This window comes from Microbacterium sp. Y832 (genome assembly GCF_057669765.1).
The window spans coordinates 359,366-374,714 of the sequence record NZ_JBYHFM010000004.1 but is presented as its reverse complement, the minus strand read 5'-3'; the positions used below and the strand labels follow the sequence as shown (position 1 = coordinate 374,714).

The 15,349-nt window shown below is 68.5% G+C and carries 13 protein-coding genes and 2 pseudogenes; 5 read left to right on the top strand and 10 right to left on the bottom strand.

All coding sequences use genetic code 11. The annotated features are described in order from the left end of the window. Window positions 1-617 (bottom strand): annotated as a pseudogene (locus tag AC25YV_RS10365) (DEAD/DEAH box helicase); the annotation flags it as partial. Window positions 618-1,003: 386 nt separating this feature from the next. On the opposite strand from AC25YV_RS10365, the pseudogene AC25YV_RS10360 reads away from it, so the two are divergent. Next, window positions 1,004-1,621: pseudogene (locus AC25YV_RS10360) on the top strand (hypothetical protein); the annotation flags it as partial. A gap of 166 nt (window positions 1,622-1,787) precedes the next feature. Here AC25YV_RS10360 and AC25YV_RS10355 read toward each other — a convergent pair. The 3 genes from AC25YV_RS10355 to AC25YV_RS10345 all read right to left on the bottom strand — a co-directional run bounded on the left by AC25YV_RS10355 (window position 1,788) and on the right by AC25YV_RS10345 (window position 6,516). After that, entirely contained in the window at window positions 1,788-5,120 is a 3,333-nt protein-coding gene (locus AC25YV_RS10355) for an efflux RND transporter permease subunit (protein ID WP_488123757.1), read from the bottom strand. Window positions 5,121-5,255: 135 nt separating this feature from the next. Next, window positions 5,256-6,242 carry a DNA topoisomerase IB gene (locus AC25YV_RS10350; protein WP_488123756.1) on the bottom strand — a complete coding sequence of 329 codons (987 nt, stop codon included), beginning with the start codon at window positions 6,240-6,242 and terminating at the stop codon, window positions 5,256-5,258. A 4-nt stretch (window positions 6,243-6,246) separates the two neighbouring features. Continuing rightward, window positions 6,247-6,516: a DUF7218 family protein gene (locus AC25YV_RS10345; protein WP_488123755.1), complete on the bottom strand. Its 270-nt coding sequence runs from the start codon at window positions 6,514-6,516 to the stop codon at window positions 6,247-6,249. Window positions 6,517-6,715: 199 nt separating this feature from the next. Here AC25YV_RS10345 and AC25YV_RS10340 point away from each other — a divergent pair, with 199 nt between their 5' ends. Next, entirely contained in the window at window positions 6,716-6,877 is a 162-nt protein-coding gene (locus AC25YV_RS10340; RefSeq protein ID WP_488123754.1) for a hypothetical protein, read from the top strand. Window positions 6,878-6,956: 79 nt separating this feature from the next. Here the strand turns inward: AC25YV_RS10340 and AC25YV_RS10335 are convergent, their stop codons facing one another. After that, window positions 6,957-7,721: a MerR family transcriptional regulator gene (locus AC25YV_RS10335; RefSeq protein WP_488123753.1), complete on the bottom strand. Its 765-nt coding sequence runs from the start codon at window positions 7,719-7,721 to the stop codon at window positions 6,957-6,959. A gap of 158 nt (window positions 7,722-7,879) precedes the next feature. On the opposite strand from AC25YV_RS10335, the gene AC25YV_RS10330 reads away from it, so the two are divergent. Beyond that, window positions 7,880-8,731 (top strand): DUF4097 family beta strand repeat-containing protein, encoded by an 852-nt coding sequence (locus AC25YV_RS10330; RefSeq protein WP_488123752.1) that lies wholly within the window; start codon window positions 7,880-7,882, stop codon window positions 8,729-8,731. Next, window positions 8,731-9,345, top strand: coding sequence for a PadR family transcriptional regulator (locus tag AC25YV_RS10325; RefSeq protein WP_488123818.1), 615 nt, complete (start codon window positions 8,731-8,733; stop codon window positions 9,343-9,345). The genes AC25YV_RS10330 and AC25YV_RS10325 overlap by 1 nt, the downstream gene beginning before the upstream one ends. Before the next feature lie 53 nt (window positions 9,346-9,398). Here AC25YV_RS10325 and AC25YV_RS10320 read toward each other — a convergent pair whose 3' ends face one another. Next, window positions 9,399-9,935, bottom strand: a complete 537-nt coding sequence (locus AC25YV_RS10320) for a universal stress protein (protein ID WP_488123751.1) — start codon at window positions 9,933-9,935, stop codon at window positions 9,399-9,401. A 156-nt stretch (window positions 9,936-10,091) separates the two neighbouring features. Between AC25YV_RS10320 and AC25YV_RS10315 the strand changes: the two genes are divergently transcribed. Next, the gene (locus AC25YV_RS10315; RefSeq protein WP_488123750.1) at window positions 10,092-10,286 is read left to right on the top strand and encodes a DUF3073 domain-containing protein; all 195 of its coding nucleotides are present in this window, start codon (window positions 10,092-10,094) and stop codon (window positions 10,284-10,286) included. Between the two features lie 9 nt (window positions 10,287-10,295). Here AC25YV_RS10315 and AC25YV_RS10310 read toward each other — a convergent pair whose 3' ends face one another. From AC25YV_RS10310 to purM, 4 genes are read right to left on the bottom strand one after another with little or no spacing between them, the layout of a single operon-like run. Continuing rightward, window positions 10,296-11,528, bottom strand: a complete 1,233-nt coding sequence (locus tag AC25YV_RS10310) for an MFS transporter (RefSeq protein WP_488123749.1) — start codon at window positions 11,526-11,528, stop codon at window positions 10,296-10,298. Window positions 11,529-11,562: 34 nt separating this feature from the next. Next, window positions 11,563-12,726 (bottom strand): acyl-CoA dehydrogenase family protein, encoded by a 1,164-nt coding sequence (locus tag AC25YV_RS10305; RefSeq protein WP_488123748.1) that lies wholly within the window; start codon window positions 12,724-12,726, stop codon window positions 11,563-11,565. Between the two features lie 2 nt (window positions 12,727-12,728). Beyond that, on the bottom strand, window positions 12,729-14,189 hold the full coding sequence (purF, locus tag AC25YV_RS10300; RefSeq protein ID WP_488123747.1) for an amidophosphoribosyltransferase: 1,461 nt from the start codon (window positions 14,187-14,189) through the stop codon (window positions 12,729-12,731). A 9-nt stretch (window positions 14,190-14,198) separates the two neighbouring features. Next, entirely contained in the window at window positions 14,199-15,320 is a 1,122-nt protein-coding gene (gene purM / locus AC25YV_RS10295) for a phosphoribosylformylglycinamidine cyclo-ligase (RefSeq protein ID WP_488123746.1), read from the bottom strand. Between the last annotated feature and the right edge of the window lie 29 nt (window positions 15,321-15,349).

Genomic DNA, 15,349 nt, shown 5'->3' with positions numbered 1-15,349 from the left:
CGAGGGGCACGGTCATCACGATCGAAACGAGGACGCTCACCCGAATCACGACGAGGGGCACGGTCATCACGATCAAAACGAGGACGCTCCTCGCGGCGGTAGGACGGGCGCGCGTCGCCGTGCGTGCGGCGCTCGGTGCGATCGGCCCGGTCGGCGTACGGCGGGCGAGCGCGGTCGCGGTCACCGGCGGGGCGCTCGGTGCGTGCCGCGGGGCGGCCGGCGCCGCGCGCGTCGCGGTCGGTGCGGTCGAACGAGCGCGAACCGCCCTGCGACGAGTACGAGGGCCGGTCCGAGCGTGCGCGCTCGTCGCGCCGCGGACGGTCCTCGTCGAAGCGGGGACGATCGTCCCGAGCGTGCGTGCGGATGCCGCGGGCCTCGTCGCGGCCCGCCTTCTCCTGCGCCGACCAGCGGCGCTTCGGCGCGGCGGTGTCGCTCTCGGCGGGGCGGTACCCGCGATGCTGCGGGCTCTTGCTGCCGGGCTTGTTCGTGTTGGCGCGACCGTCGCCTGCGGCATCCGGTCGGCGCTTGCGATCCTGGTACGAGCCCTTCTTCTCGCCGTAGCGGGGCTCGAAGTTCTTGGCGGGGCGACCGCCGGCGGGCTTCTTGTTCTTGGGCATGATGATGTCCTTGTGGGTTTTCTCGCACGAAACAGCGCCCGCGCAGGGCGCGGGCGTACCCGGACATCCGTCGGCCGGGGGCCATTTTCAGTGATGGTTCATGTGCGTCGATCGACGCTCACCATCGGCCCCTTTGGACTCACAAACCCATCCGCGCGTGCGATGAACACAGCGCGGTGTCCTGAAGCCGACTTGTCAACATTACCGGTCGCCAGCTGAAAGATCACCGGTCACCTATCCGCCAATACACCCATTACCCTATGAAGGGTCGGTGACTTGCCGTCAGCTGGGGAGAACTTAAGCCATCGGCATGCTCTCCGCACGAGCCGGGCCTGGGGGGGCCGGGTGTACACGTGCGAGGTGTTGCCGCTACCCACGGTAACTTTATGACCTTTCTGCTCTCGGAGCCGTCCCGACCCGTCACCCTCACCGACATCGGGGTGTCTGGGGCCCTTCCGAGACGAGCCGCTTCGCGTGCCTCGGGCTCGCACCGCCTGGGCACGCTCGCAACCGGCGCACTCGTGCTGGGCGTCGTCGTGGCGATCCTCACGACGAGCGACCCGTACTGGTGGCACCTGCACTTCTCACAGCTCGGCACGTTCCGGGACTTCTCGGCGCGCACGTTCAACGCGACGGTGATCGTGTCAGGCCTGCTCCTCACGGTGTACGGCATCGTGATCGGCGTCGACCTGCCCGAGCGGATCTCACGGCGCCGGGCGGCATGGATCCGGTGCTCGCTCTCGTCGGCCGGCGCGCACATGATGATGGTGGGGCTCATCCCGATCCCGGTCAGTTCACTCCTGCACGACCTCGCCGCGATCGGACTCGCGCTGTCGTTCCTGTCGTTCGTGGCCTCTGGCCTGCGCTGCCGTGCGCTCTCGAACGCGTTCCGCCGCTTCGCCGCGGTCGGTGTGATCCTGCTCGCGACGGGCATGGTCGTGCTCGCCGCCGGTCTCATCACGCTGGCGTTCTACGAGTTCGTCGCCTTCTCGACGATGGGCGTCTGGCTGCTGGGCCTTCCGCGCGCGCTCGGCGCACCCGAGGATGGGACCCTGGATGCCGCATCCGCCGTGCTCGTCGCCGACCCCTCGCCGCGCGGCGACACGCTGCCGACCTACCCTGCGCCGATCCGCGCTGTTCACTCGACCGAACGGGCGGCGCGCGTGCGCGTCAGTCGTCGCGCCCTGGCCGTTCCTCATCTGCGTCACCGGCAGCCGTGGCTTCGTCCGCCGGGTCACCCACGGAATCTGGCTCGGGCTCGAGTTCAGGCTCGGGCTCGCGCTCGTCTGCGGGTACGGACTGCCGCTCGGGCACGCTCTCGGGCTCGATTTCAGGCACGGGAGACATAGCGGCGGCCTTCTGGAGGCGCCGCTCGCGACGGGTCGCGGGAGCGCTGACCGTTGACGCGCCGACGACAACGGGCCCGCCGCGTCGCGCCTGACGGCGCTCCTTCGCACCCTCGACGAGGTTGTAGAGCGTCGGCAGCACGAGCAGTGTCAGCACGGTGGACGAGATCAGGCCGCCGATCACGACGATCGCGAGCGGCTGCGAGATGAACCCGCCCTGGCCGGTGATCCCCAGTGCCAGCGGCGTCAGCGCGAAGATCGTCGCCAGCGCGGTCATCAGGATCGGACGCAGGCGTCGCGAGCTTCCGGCGACGGTGGCATCGCGCGCGGACAGGCCCTTCTCCCGGTACTGATTGACGAGGTCCACGAGCACGATCGCGTTGGTGACGACGATGCCGATCAGCATCAGGACACCAATCAGGGATGCCACGCCCAGCGGCACGCCCGTGACGATCTGCAGCAGGATCGCACCGGTAGCCGCGAAGGGGACCGACACGAGCAGCAGGATCGGCTGTCGCAGCGACTTGAAGGTCGCCACCATGACGATGTAGACGATGAGGATCGCCGCGAGCAGAGCGAGGCCCAGCTGCGAGAAGGCATCCGCCTGCTGCGAAACCACGCCTCCCAGCGATGCATCGGCCGATGCCGGCAGCTCGGCGTCTGCCAGCGCGGTGGAGACGGTGGCAGACGCCGCCGTCAGATCATCGGTCGACGGCGTGACGGTCACCGTCGACGTGCGCTGACCGCGCTGGGTGGTGATCGAGGTCGGCCCCTCGCTCTCCTCGACGGTCGCGATATCGGACAGGGGAACCGGCCCGACGGCGGTCGGAACCGTGAGGGCACGCAGCTCGTCGAGGGTCGCGGGGGTCTGCGAGGCGGCGAGGTAGACCGTCAGCGTGGTGTCGCTGATCTCGACCGAGCCGACCTGCTGCGGACGCATCGTGTTCGATACCAGGGCGCCCACGGCGACCTCGGAGAGCCCGAGCGACGCGGCGGCGTCACGATCGACGTTGACGGCGATGTACGGAAGCGACGCGGAGAGGTTGCTCGTCACCTGGCTGAGTCCCTCGCCTCCGGCGAGCGCAGCGACGACGGCATCCGTGGCCTCCTGCAGCGTCGAGGTGTCCGGCGCCGTGACGTTGATCTCGATGTCGCTCGACCCGAAGCCCCCGCCACTCGCGGCGATCGCGATCTCACCCGCATCCTCGAGATCGGCGATGGCTTCCTGCACCTCTTCGCGCAGGAGCACCTGGTCGGCCTCGGGGCTCGTCGTGATCGAGTAGGTCACACCGCTGCCCCCACCCGAGAAAGCATCACGCAGCGCCGAGCCGCTCGATCCGATCGACACCTGCACCGTCTCGATGCCCTCGATGTCCGAGAGGACGGCCTCGACCTGTTCGGCTGCCGCGGACTCCGCTTCGAGCGATGCCGCCGGTCCGATGCTCTGCGTCATCGTGAAGGTGTTCTGTCCGGAGTCCCCGAGGAAGTTCGTCTTCATGAACGGCGCTGCGGCGGCTGTGCCGCCGAGCACGAGGACGGCCAGCAGAATCGTCGTCCAGGAGTGCTTCAGGGTCCAGTTCAGGATCGGCAGGTACGACTTCTGGAGGCGGCTGGGCGGGGCGGCGGGGTCTTCGGGGTCGACCGACCGCCCCTCGGCATCCAGGATCTGCTTGCCGGGGCGCAGGAACCAGTAGGCGAGCACCGGGACGATCGTGAGCGCGACGAAGAGCGACGCGAGCATGGCGATCGTGGTAGTGAGCGCGAACGGCCGGAACAGCTCGCCCGTGACGTCGTCGACGAACGCGATCGGCAGGAAGACTGCGACCGATGTGATCGTCGAGGCCGTGATCGCCGCGGCGACCTCACGGACACCGATCAGGATCGAGCGCGTCTTGTCGGCGTCACCGACGTAATGCCGCTTGATGTTCTCGATCACCACGATCGAGTCATCGACGACGCGTCCGATCGCGATCGTGAGCGCACCGAGCGTGAGGATGTTGAGTGAGTAGCCGAGGGACTGGATGCCGATGAACGTGATCAGCACGCTCGTCGGGATGGAGATCGCCGTCACGAGTGTCGAACGCACCGACATCAGGAAGACGAGGATCACCAGCACGGCGAACACGAGGCCTAGCAGGCCCTCTTTCGCGAGCGCGTCGATCGACTCCTGGATGTAGGGCGCCTGGTCGAAGACGACCGTGAATTCGGCCCCGTCGAGGTCGTCCTCCAACGCGGGGAGCACGGCGAGCACGCCCTTGCTCACGTCGACCGTGTTGGCGGCGGGCAGCTTGGTCACCGCGATCGTGAGCGCTGGCTCGCCGTCGACACGCGACACCGACGTGACGGGGTCCTGGTCCTGCACGACCGAAGCGACATCGCCGATCGTGAGCTCACCGGCGGCGAACTGCTCGGCCGAAGAGGGAACGAGCGGCAGCGCGGCGATCTGTTCGACCGAGTCGATCTTCGTGCCGGTCTGCACCGTGAGCGTCTGCCCGTCCTCGGTGATGTCGCCGCCGGGGAACAGCACGCCGTTCTGGTCGAGGGCGTCGGTGATCGCCTGCTGCGTGTAGCCCGCGGCCGCGAGCGCGGCCTGGTCGGGGGTGATCGTGACGCGCTGACCGATGCCGCCGACGATCTCGGCAGCATTGACGCCGTCGACGTCTTCGAGCTCGGGGACGACGAGGGACTCCAAGCGCGCCTGGATCGTCTCGGCATCGTCGTAGCCCGTCACGGCAAGCTGGATGACGGGGAAATCGTCGATGCTCGCGGAGATGACATTGGGCTCGACACCATCGGGCAGCTGACCCTGCACGCGGTTGATCGCCTGAGCGATCTTCTGCTCGGCCGTGGCGAGGTTCGTCCCGTACGAGAACGACGCCTGGATGACCGACGCGTTCGTCGTGCTCGTCGCCGTCGTGGTTTCAAGGCCCGGAACGCCCTGGATGGCCGCCTCGATCGGGGTGGAGACGTCATTGTTGACGACCTCGGGCGACGCACCGGGGTAGGCCGAGACGACGATGAGCGCCGGGAACTCGATCGAGGGGATGAGCTCCTGCTTGAGGCTCGTCAGTGCGAGCCCACCGAAGATCGCGGCAACGATCGTGATGAGCGCGATGAGCGCACGGTTCTTCAAGCTCAAGACGGCGAGGTTCGACACGTGTGCCCTTGCGTGATCGTGAGGGATGCCGCGGCCCGATGCTCGCGCTGCGGAGCCATCGCGACGGATACGAATGTGTATCCGGCTCAGTATCCCACGACGCTTGCGGGGGCTGGGCCGAGAGTCGAAGCGCGCTCACCGGGGCCGGCGACGGCCCGAGCGCACGATGAGGTCCTGGATCGCCGACTCGGGCGTGACGCCGAGGTCGAGCAGCTGTCCGCGCGCGTACGCCTGGAAGACCCGCGGATCGATGTAACTCCCCCGTGCGACGGCGGGGGTGTTGCCCAGCGCCGCGGCCGTGGCGTCGACGGCGAGCTTCTCGGCCTGCGATCGCTGGCGGGCCGTGGCGACGAGCCCGATCCGGGCGAGAGTCTCTGCGGCGAGGATCGTGCCGCGGAGCGTGCGGAAGTCCTTCGCCGTGAACCGGCCGCCCGTGAGGGCTCGCACGTGCTCGTTGACGTCGCCGGGCCGCAGCGCGACGCGGCGCCTGCCGCGGCTGTACGCGAGCAGAGCGGCGCTCGGGCGCCCGGCGACGAGAAGCGGCATGACGACGGCGAGGTCATCGTCGCTGATCTCCAGCAGCGCCCGCTTGCCGCTCTTGCCGGGGAACGACAGCGTCACGACGGAGTCGTCGACGATGGCGTGACGACGCTGCAGGGTCGTCAGCCCCCGGCTGCCGTGCCGATCCAGGTAGCGTGTCGAGCCCACGCGCGGCGCCGCGGTGTCCAGCAGCCGGAAAGCGACGGCCAGCACCCGCTCGCGGTCGAGTTCGTCTGCACGCAATGCCACCGTGACGCGCCGCCGCGCGCTCGGCAGCGCCGCGGCCAGATCGAGCGCGCGGGCGAACTTGCCACGGTCGCGTCGTGCCCGCCATTCGGCGTGATAGACGTACTGGCGACGACCGGCGGCATCCGTCCCCACCGCCTGGATGTGCCCGAAGGGCTCGGCCGAGATCCACACGTCCTGCCAGGCCGGGGGGATGACGAGCTGCGAGATGCGGTCGCGGTCTTCGGCGGAGACCGTCTCGCCATCGTCGCGCTGGTAGCGGAATCCCGAGCCGGAGCGCACACGGCGCAGCCCCGGGTCATCGTCGGGACGCACCCGGGTGAGTCGCTGGGCCATGCCGTCAGTGGTTGCGGAGCATCGAGATCAGCTCCGGCTTGCGGACACCGGAGTAGCCCGTGATGCCCAGCTCCTTCGCCCGGCCCCGCAGCTCCGCGACCGTCCAGTCCTCGTAGTCGCCGGCTTTGCCGCCGCGCCGACCGACTTCTTCGGCTCCGTCGCGGGCAGCTGCGTTCGAGATGCGGGCGGCCTTCTCTTTCGACGCGCCGTCGCCCCGCAGCTCTTCATAGAGCTCGGGGCTCTTCAGACTGCTCGATCCGCGGCCTCGGGGCATGGCTCCTCCTTCGTCGTGCGTCGAACCTATGGCGGCGCGGGTCACCGCCGCAGGGGCTTGACACCCGCCCGCCCTATCACCAACCGATTCCGGGGTGCAACCCCTGTCGGGGTTTGCGGCGAGGGTGGCACGGTAGATGAGTGCTCATGATGCACGCGGCGCGATTGAGTTCGCGCCGTTCCACGAGGGAGGACTCTCCATGAACATCGCGCTGATCATCATCATCGTCGTCGCCATCGTGCTCGCCATCGTCGGCGGTCTCGGCGAGGCCTTGAGCTGGCTCCTGTGGGTTGCACTGATCGTCGGAGTCATCGCGCTCATCGCGCTGTTGTTCCGACTCATCAGCGGTAGCCGCGCCTAAGTTCGCGTCGCGCTGTCGGGGCGCGACGCTGAGAGAACGGATGCCGCAGACCTTCGGGTCTGCGGCATCCGTTCTTTTTTCAGAGGTTCGCGTGGGCGTACACCCGTAGCGCGTCGCGCACGAACTCCGCGCCTGCTGTGCCTCCGGCATCCGTCGCGTAGTTCGCACCGAATCGCGGGTCGGCAACGTACATCTCGCCGAGCCCCAGCACGTATCCCTTGATCTTGTCGGGCGCCGTCGGTGCGCCGGGCACCGACCTCAGCCACTCGACGTGCCTCTGCGCGAGCGCCTGTGCGAGGTCGCCGTCGATCGGCGTTTCGCTCTGAGCGGCCGCGATCCAGTCGCGGTTGAGGTCGGCGACGCGTCGCATCTCGGCTGCCTTCGCGGTGCCGTCCTGCCCTTGCCACCAGTCCTCGCTCGCCTGATAGGCGTCGGCACCCCAGCGCTGTTGCACTTCTTCCTTGTACTGCGTGTTGTCGAAGCCATCGAACATGGTCTCTGCCATGAGTTCTTCACCCCCTCTCCGTGCGTTCAAAGTGGACTTGACCGAGGCGATCTGCCGCGCCCGTCGCTCCTGTTCCTGGTGAAGCCAGGCGAGATGCCCTTCGAGCGCCTGGTCTTCAGAGACGCTGCGCTCGAGGACCCGCGCGATCTGCGGCAATCCCAGACCGAGTTCGCGCAGCAGCAGGATCCGCTGCAGCCGCACGAGCGCGGTCTCGTCGTAATACCGGTAGCCGTTCGCGGCGATCCGCGACGGCGGGAGAAGACCGAGCTGATCGTAATGACGCAGCGTGCGACTCGTCGTCCCGGTGATCTTCGCGATCTGCTGAATCGACCATTCCATGTGCATCCCTCCCTGTCGTCACCATCAAGAGTCACCGTAAAGGTTGACGTCGCGTAAACGTCAAGTGGGTGTTTCCTGAGTCTCGACCAAAAACGCGATATATCGTGTTACGGTCGGCACACGCGATATATCGCGAGATTACAAACTCTGGAGGAGTTATGGACTACGAGAAGTGGGTCGTCCACCCCGGCGAAACGCGCGTCATCGACATCGAGTCCGTGCGCTCGCTCAAGATCGGACTCGTCGGCGGTCAGATCGACGTCGTCGCACACGACGAGCCCGGCATGCGGATCGAAGTGCACAGCGTGACCGTGAAGGACCTGCGGATCGATGTCACCGACGGCACCGTCGAGATCGATCATCCGCAGCTGCGGTGGGACAACTTCCTCGAGGTGTTCCGCAACTTCGGCGACGGCGGCCCGAAAGCCGAGATCAGCGTGGCCGTGCCGCGATCCCTCACCCTCACCCTCGGCGTCGTGTCGGCGAGCGCGCTCGTGACCGGACTCGGCAGCGACGCGCGGCTCAACACCGTTTCGGGCGACATCATCGTCGACGGGCTCACCGGTGACGTGACCGTCAACGCCGTCTCGGGCGACGTCCAGCTGCGCGGACTCGACGGATCACTGTCGGCCAACAGCGTCTCGGGAGACGTCGCCGTCACGGGAACCCTGCGCAAGACGACGATCGACACCGTCTCTGGGGCCGTGCTGGTCGATTCCGACGGCCCGGTCCACGCCGTCAACCTCAACACCATCTCGGGCAACGCGACCATCCGGCTCGACGAGAGCCTCGCCGCCAACTACGTCGTGCGCAGCGTCAGCGGACGCGTGCAGATCGACGGCACCGTGCGCTCGGGGACAGGCCCCGGTCCCGCGACGAACTACACGGGCTCGACGGGGGAACTCAGCGGCACCTTCGCCGACATCCGCTCGAACTCGGTCTCGGGCGACCTCACCGTGCTGCGCCGCGCGGGCGGGTCCACCCCCATCGCTGAAGAGGGGGAATGGTGATGGGCCCGGTCTTCTCGCACGGTGACCTGCGCCTCTACCTGCTGAACCTGCTCGATGAAGGGCCGCGCCACGGCTACGACATCATGCAGGCCCTGTCCGATCGCACGGGTGGCACCTACACCCCGAGCGCCGGCACGGTGTACCCGCGCCTGGCGAAGCTCGAGGAGGAAGGCCTGGTCACCAAGTCCGTCGACGGCCGCAAGACCGTCTACGAGATCACCGAGGCCGGTCGCGCCGAGGTCGCCGCACGCGCCGATGACCTGCAGGGCATCGAGGCGGGCCTCGCCGACAGCGTGCGACTCATCGCCGATGAGGTTCGCGGAAGCGTACGCGAGGCGATGAAGAGCTTGCGCGCCGACCTCGCGGCGGCGAGCAAGCAGGAGCGCGCGAAGGCGACGTCGGCTCCCCCCGCGCCCGTCGATGACGTGCGTGGTCGCAGCCGCGAGCAGCTGCACCGTGCCGATGCGATCGTGAACGAGTTCCGCGGGCGCGTGCGCACAGAACTCCGCTCGCACGTCGCGCGGGGCGGTGAGCTCGCGGCATCCGTTGTCGATGAGCTCGAACGCGCCGTCGACGAAGCCGCTCGCGCCGTCACCCGCGCTCTCAAACCCTGACCTCTGCCCGCGAAACGGCAACGGCAGCGCCGTTGCCGTTTCGTCGTCACGGGTCAGATGGGCCAGACGTCCTCGTCATCGGGGACCGGATCCCCCAGCGGCACGACGAGTACCGGCCGGTATTGGCGGTGCGAGAGGCGCGCCGCGACGGAGCCCGTGAAGAACTCACGAATCGACTCGCCCATGCCCCGCTTTCGCGTGCCGACGACGATGAGTTTGGCGTCCACCCGCTCGGCCAGGTGCTTGAGCGCGAGGGCGGGGTCGCCCACGAGCTGCCGCACCGTCCACGCCAGCCCGGTTCCGTCGAGAACGGCGGATGCCGCCGCGCGAACACTCTCGAGCGCACCCTCGCCCGACGAGACATCGATATCGATGGGCACGGAGTTCACATAGCCGTCGGGGTCTTCGTACGTCACGAATCGCGTCACGTCGACGTGCACGACGATGAGCGGAGCCCCCAGCAGTCGCGCGTAGCGGGCCGCTTCCTTCAGCACCCGAGGGGACTGGTCGGGGATGATCCCGGCCAGGACTGCACCTCGAAAGGAATCGTCGGCGCGCGCGTCGGGAGGTCGGACTTCTTCGTCGGCCATGCGTCCTCCGCATCTCGAGCAGCCCGAGCAGCTCGCGAACCGCCGTGGTCTCGGGCGTGCGTGGTATTCTGAATGCTACTCTTCCCGGCCACATGCCGGATCGTGAATGCGTCGGGCCCGCGCTATGTACGCGGCTCAGAAGTGAGGGGGTCTCGCATGGGGCGTGGCCGTCAGAAGGCGAAGCACACAAAGATCGCTCGCGAACTGAAGTCGTTCAGCCCGAGCGTCAACTATGCAGCGCTCGAGCGTGAGCTTGCTCACCCGTCCACAGACGACGAATACGTCGATAAGTGGGCCACCGAAGACGAGGACGAGGACGAAGACACGTACTCGTACGGCACGACAGCCTGACCCGACCGGTCACCAGGCTCCGTGCCGCTGCTCCCAGGCGTCTTCGACTGTCTGGGAGCGCGCTGCGACGACCCCTGCGGGGATCAGCGTGAGGAGCGTTACGCCGATCAGCGCGAGCGGCAGGGTCCACGATGCCGTCGCGTCGTGCAGCAGCCCGAACGCGAGCGGGAAGACCGCCGCGATGCCGTAGCCGATGCTCTGCACGAACCCGCTCAAGGCGACGGCGCCCTCGTGCGTGCGCGTGCGGATCCCGAGGAGCACGAGGCTGAGCGGGAACAGCAGCGAGGCGACCCCGAGCAGCACGGTCCACACGGCCGGAGCGAGCGACGGCGCGACGAGCAGCCCTGCGATGCCGCCGAGGCCCGTCACGACGGCGACCGCAAACAGCACCCGGGTGGCCTGGAAGCGCACGACGAGCATGGGCACGAGCAGCGAGCACGGCATCCCGATCGAGGCGAACAGCGCGAGCATTGCGCCGGCCTCAGCCGGTGAGAGCCCCGCGATGTCGACGAGCACCTGCGGGTACCACGCGAAGAAGACGTAGGCGACGATGGCCGACACCGTGAAGGTGACCACGAGCGCCCACACCAGCGGGAGCCGCCACAGCCGGCCGAAGACGCGCGGGTGAACCACCTCGATGTCGTCGGCGGACACCCCCGCGCGCCTCCCCCGGGCGACGAGGATGACCCAGGGGATCATCGCGACGGTGGCGAAGACCGCCCACACGCCGAGGGAGAGCCGCCAGGACGCGGCCTCGGCGACGGGAACCGCGATGAGCGGCGGCGTGAACGTCGCGATCGCCAGCATCGTGGAGTACACCGACGTGACGAGGCCGATGCGATCGGGGAAGTACTTCTTCACCAGCGGCGGCAGCAGCACGTTGCCGACCCCGACCGCGGCGAAGATGAGCGCCGTCGCGAGCAGGAGGGTCGTCGCGTCGACGGCGAAGCCGCGCAGGACGAGCCCCACCGCCACGACGACCATCGCGGCCAGTCCCGTGCGCTCGAGCCCGAAGCGGCGCTCGAGGATCGGGGTGACGAAGCCGAACACGGCGTAGCAGACCGGCGGCGCGGTGCCGATGAGACCGACCACGGCGGCGGGCACCGTGAAGTCCTCGCCGATCTTGTCGAGAAGCGGCGAAAGGGATGCCACGGCGGTGCGCAACGAGAACGCGAACAGCACGATCCCGATGAGGGCGATCGCGCGACCCCGCCAGAGCGAGCGCGAGGGGGCCGATGTCACCCCGCAAGCTTAGGGCGGCCGGCAGGCCCGTTCGTCACCCGCGAAAGGCGGCGTGACCCGTGATGTGCTGGCCCAGGATGAGCGTGTGCACTTCGTCGGTGCCCTCGTACGTGCGCACCGACTCGAGGTTGTTGGCGTGCCGCAGGGGCGAATAGTCCAGCGTGATGCCGTTGCCGCCGAGCACCGTGCGCGCGTCACGGGCGATGTCGATCGCGATGCGGGTGTTGTTGAGCTTCGCGACCGAGATCATGTGGTGCTCGAGCTTGCCGGCATCCTTCAATCGCCCCAGACGCAGGGCGAGGAGCTGCGCCTTCTGGATCTCGAGCGCCCAGTTCACGATCTTCTGCTGCGTCAGCTGGAACGCTGCGAGCGGCTTGCCGAACTGCATGCGCGTCTGCGCGTACGCGAGGGCCTGGTCGAAGCTGTCGCGGGCGGCGCCCACGGCGCCCCACGCGATGCCGTAGCGCGCCTCGTTCAGGCAGGAGAACGGTCCCTTGAGTCCTGTGACGCCCGGCAGCAGGGCCTCGGCGGGCAGGCGGACGTCGTCGAAGGCCACATCGCACTGGAGTGAGGCCCGCATCGACAGTTTGCGCTCGATCGGCGTCGCCCGGTAGCCCGCCGTGTCCGTCGGCACGAGGAACCCTCGCACCCCCTCATCGGTCTGCGCCCAGACGACGGCGACGTGCGCGATCGAGGCGAGACCGATCCAGCGCTTGGCGCCGTTGAGCACCCAGCCGTCGCCGTCGCGCCGCGCGGTCGTCTGCATCGTGCCGGGGTCCGAGCCCGCGGTCGGCTCGGTCAGTGCGAAGCATCCGAGCACCTCGCCGCGCGCCATCGGCGGCAGCCACGTGGCTTTCTGCTCATCGGAGCCGTGCTTGTGGATCGCCGACATCGCGAGCGACCCCTGCACCGAGACGAAGGTGCGGATGCCGGAATCCCCCGCCTCGAGCTCTTGCATCGCGATCCCGTACTCGGTCGCCGAGCGGCCCGCGCCGCCGTAGCCGTCGAGGTGCATGCCGAGCAGACCGAGCTCGGCCATCTCGGGAACGAGCTCGACGGGAAAGACCGCCTCATCGAACCACCGCGCGATGTTGGGCCGGATGCGCCGGTCGACGAACTCCCGCACCGTCGCACGCGTCTCGAGCTCAGCAGCGGTGAACTCGTCGTCGAGATTCAGCAGGTCAGCGGCGGTGCCCACGGTCAGCTCTCCTGAGAGCCTTCCACCCAGGCGAGGTACTCCTCGGACACCGTGCCGGTGACGTAGCGGCCGTCGAAGCAGCTCATGTCGAGGTCGTCGACGTCTGATCCTTCGAGGATCGCGGCCTTGAGGTCCTCGACCTCCTGGTAGACCATGTAGTCGGCGCCGAGCTCCTCGGCGATCTCGGGGATCGTGCGCCCGTGGGCGACGAGTTCGTGGCGCGAAGGCATGTTGATGCCGTACACGTGCGGGTAGCGCACGGGGGGCGCCGCCGAGGCGAAGGTCACCGTCTTGGCACCGGCATCGCGGGCCATCTGGATGATCTCCTTCGACGTCGTGCCGCGCACGATCGAGTCGTCGATCAGCAGCACGTTCTTGCCCTTGAACTCGCTCGACATCGCGTTGAGCTTCTGTCGGACGCTCTTCTTGCGCACGGCCTGGCCGGGCATGATGAACGTGCGGCCGATGTAGCGGTTCTTGTAGAAGCCCTCGCGGTACTCGATGCCGAGCTTGCGCGCGACCTGCATCGCCGCGGGGCGCGACGACTCCGGGATCGGCATGACGACGTCGATCGCCTCCATCGGCGTGTGCTTGGCGATCGTGGCGGCGAGGCGGTCGCCCATGCGCAGACGCGCCTCGTACACCGAGATGCCGTTCATGATCGAGTCGGGGCGCGCGAGGTAGACGTACTCGAACGAGCACGGCACCAGCCGCGGGGCAGCCGCGCACTGCTGCGTGTGCAGGGTGCCGTCGAGGTCGACGAAGACGGCCTCACCCGGAAGCACGTCGCGGACGACATCGAAGCCGGCGTTCTCGAGCACGAGCGACTCGCTCGAGACGACCCACTCGGACGAGCCGTCTGCGGCCTGACGCGTGCCCAGGATGAGCGGGCGGATGCCGAACGGATCGCGGAACGCGAGCAGCCCGTAGCCGGCGATGAGCGCGATCGCGGCGTACGAGCCCTCGACGCGCTCGTGCAGCCGCTGAACGGCGTCGAAGACCTGCGCGGGTTCGAGTTCGACTCCCGAGATGACGGACTGCAGCTCGTTGGCGAGCACGTTCACCAGCAGCTCGGTGTCGCTGGTCGTGTTCAGGTGGCGACGGTCGGTGCGGAAGAGCTCCTGGGTGAGCTCGCGCGTGTTCGTGAGGTTGCCGTTGTGGACGAGCACAATGCCGTAGGGAGCGTTGACATAGAAGGGCTGGGCCTCTTCTTCGCTGCCCGCCTGCCCCTTGGTGGCGTAGCGGACATGCCCCAGGCCGAGGTTGCCCAGCAGGGCCCGCATGTCGCGCGTGCGGAAGGCCTCACGCACCTGACCGCGTTCCTTGTGCACGTGGAAGGTGCCGCTCGGCTCTGCCGTTGCGATCCCGGTCGAATCCTGCCCGCGGTGCTGCAGCAGCAGCAGGGCGTCGTAGATCTCCTGATTGACGGGGCCGCGCCCCGTCATGCCGACGATTCCGCACATAGGGGGTCGTTACGCTCCGCTGGTCTGGCTGTAGCTGCCGACGAGGCGCACCGCTCCGCCGTCGACGCCCTTGGCGCCCTGGTCGAACTCTCCCGACGGTCGCGCACCCGTGCGCACCATGCCGACGGGCCACGTCGTGATCCCCTGCTGCGTGAGAGCGGATGCCGCGGCTTCGGCGACATCGCTCGCGACGACGGCGAGGAACCCGATGCCGAGGTTCCATGTGCCCTCGGTGCTCTCGAGCGACAGGTCGCCGAGCTCGGCGAGCACGCGGAAGACGGGGGGCGGCGACCAGGTCGAGCGATCGACTTCGACCCACGTTCCCTGCGGCAGGACGCGCGCGAGGTTCGCCGCGATGCCGCCGCCGGTGACATGACTGAGGGCGTGGATGCCGTCGAAGCTGTCGGTCAGGCGCAGGAGCGGGCTCGTGTAGAGCCGCGTCGGCTCGAGCAGGGCCTCGCCCCACGTCGTGCCGAAGTCTGCCGCGTTGTCGGCGTACTGGATGCCGGCGCGAGCGACGATGTGGCGCACGAGCGAATAGCCGTTGGCGTGCAGACCGCTCGAGGCGAGGGCGAGCACGACGTCGCCCGTCTGCACGCGGTCGGCGCCCAGCACGCGATCGGCCTCGACGACACCCGTCGCCGCACCCGCGACGTCGTAGTCGTTCGGTCCGAGGAGCCCGGGATGCTCGGCGGTCTCGCCGCCGACGAGGGCGGTGCCCGTCTCGGCGCACCCGGCCGCAATGCCGCGGACGATGTCGGCGATGCGCTCGGGCACGACCTTGCCGCACGCGATGTAGTCGGTCATGAAGAGGGGCTTGGCGCCCACCACGACGATGTCGTCGACGACCATCCCGACCAGGTCGAGCCCGATCGTGTCGTGCTTGTCGATGGCCTGCGCGATCGCGACCTTCGTGCCGACGCCGTCGGTGCTCGTCGCGAGCAGCGGCTTGTCGTAGCTCTTCAGCGCGGCCGCGTCGAAGAGCCCGGCGAATCCGCCGACGCCGCCTCGGACCTCAGGTCCGTGCGTCTGCCGCACGGCGGACTTCATGAGTTCGACGGCGAGATCGCCGGCAGCCGTATCGACACCGGCTTCGGCGTAAGGGTTGGGGGAGGTGGGAGAGGACGCCACGGGATTCAGCCTACCGTCCTGGAGCACAC

What these genes read in the sequence shown, in the direction of transcription:
- AC25YV_RS10350 (WP_488123756.1), bottom strand. Translation starts at nt 6,242, where the DNA reads ATGGCCCAGCGACTCACCCGGGTGCGTCCCGACGATGACCCGGGGCTG.
- AC25YV_RS10345 (WP_488123755.1), bottom strand. Translation starts at nt 6,516, where the DNA reads ATGCCCCGAGGCCGCGGATCGAGCAGTCTGAAGAGCCCCGAGCTCTAT.
- AC25YV_RS10340 (WP_488123754.1), top strand. Translation starts at nt 6,716, where the DNA reads ATGAACATCGCGCTGATCATCATCATCGTCGTCGCCATCGTGCTCGCC.
- AC25YV_RS10335 (WP_488123753.1), bottom strand. Translation starts at nt 7,721, where the DNA reads ATGGAATGGTCGATTCAGCAGATCGCGAAGATCACCGGGACGACGAGT.
- AC25YV_RS10330 (WP_488123752.1), top strand. Translation starts at nt 7,880, where the DNA reads ATGGACTACGAGAAGTGGGTCGTCCACCCCGGCGAAACGCGCGTCATC.
- AC25YV_RS10325 (WP_488123818.1), top strand. Translation starts at nt 8,731, where the DNA reads ATGGGCCCGGTCTTCTCGCACGGTGACCTGCGCCTCTACCTGCTGAAC.
- AC25YV_RS10320 (WP_488123751.1), bottom strand. Translation starts at nt 9,935, where the DNA reads ATGGCCGACGAAGAAGTCCGACCTCCCGACGCGCGCGCCGACGATTCC.
- AC25YV_RS10315 (WP_488123750.1), top strand. Translation starts at nt 10,092, where the DNA reads ATGGGGCGTGGCCGTCAGAAGGCGAAGCACACAAAGATCGCTCGCGAA.
- purF (WP_488123747.1), bottom strand. Translation starts at nt 14,189, where the DNA reads ATGTGCGGAATCGTCGGCATGACGGGGCGCGGCCCCGTCAATCAGGAG.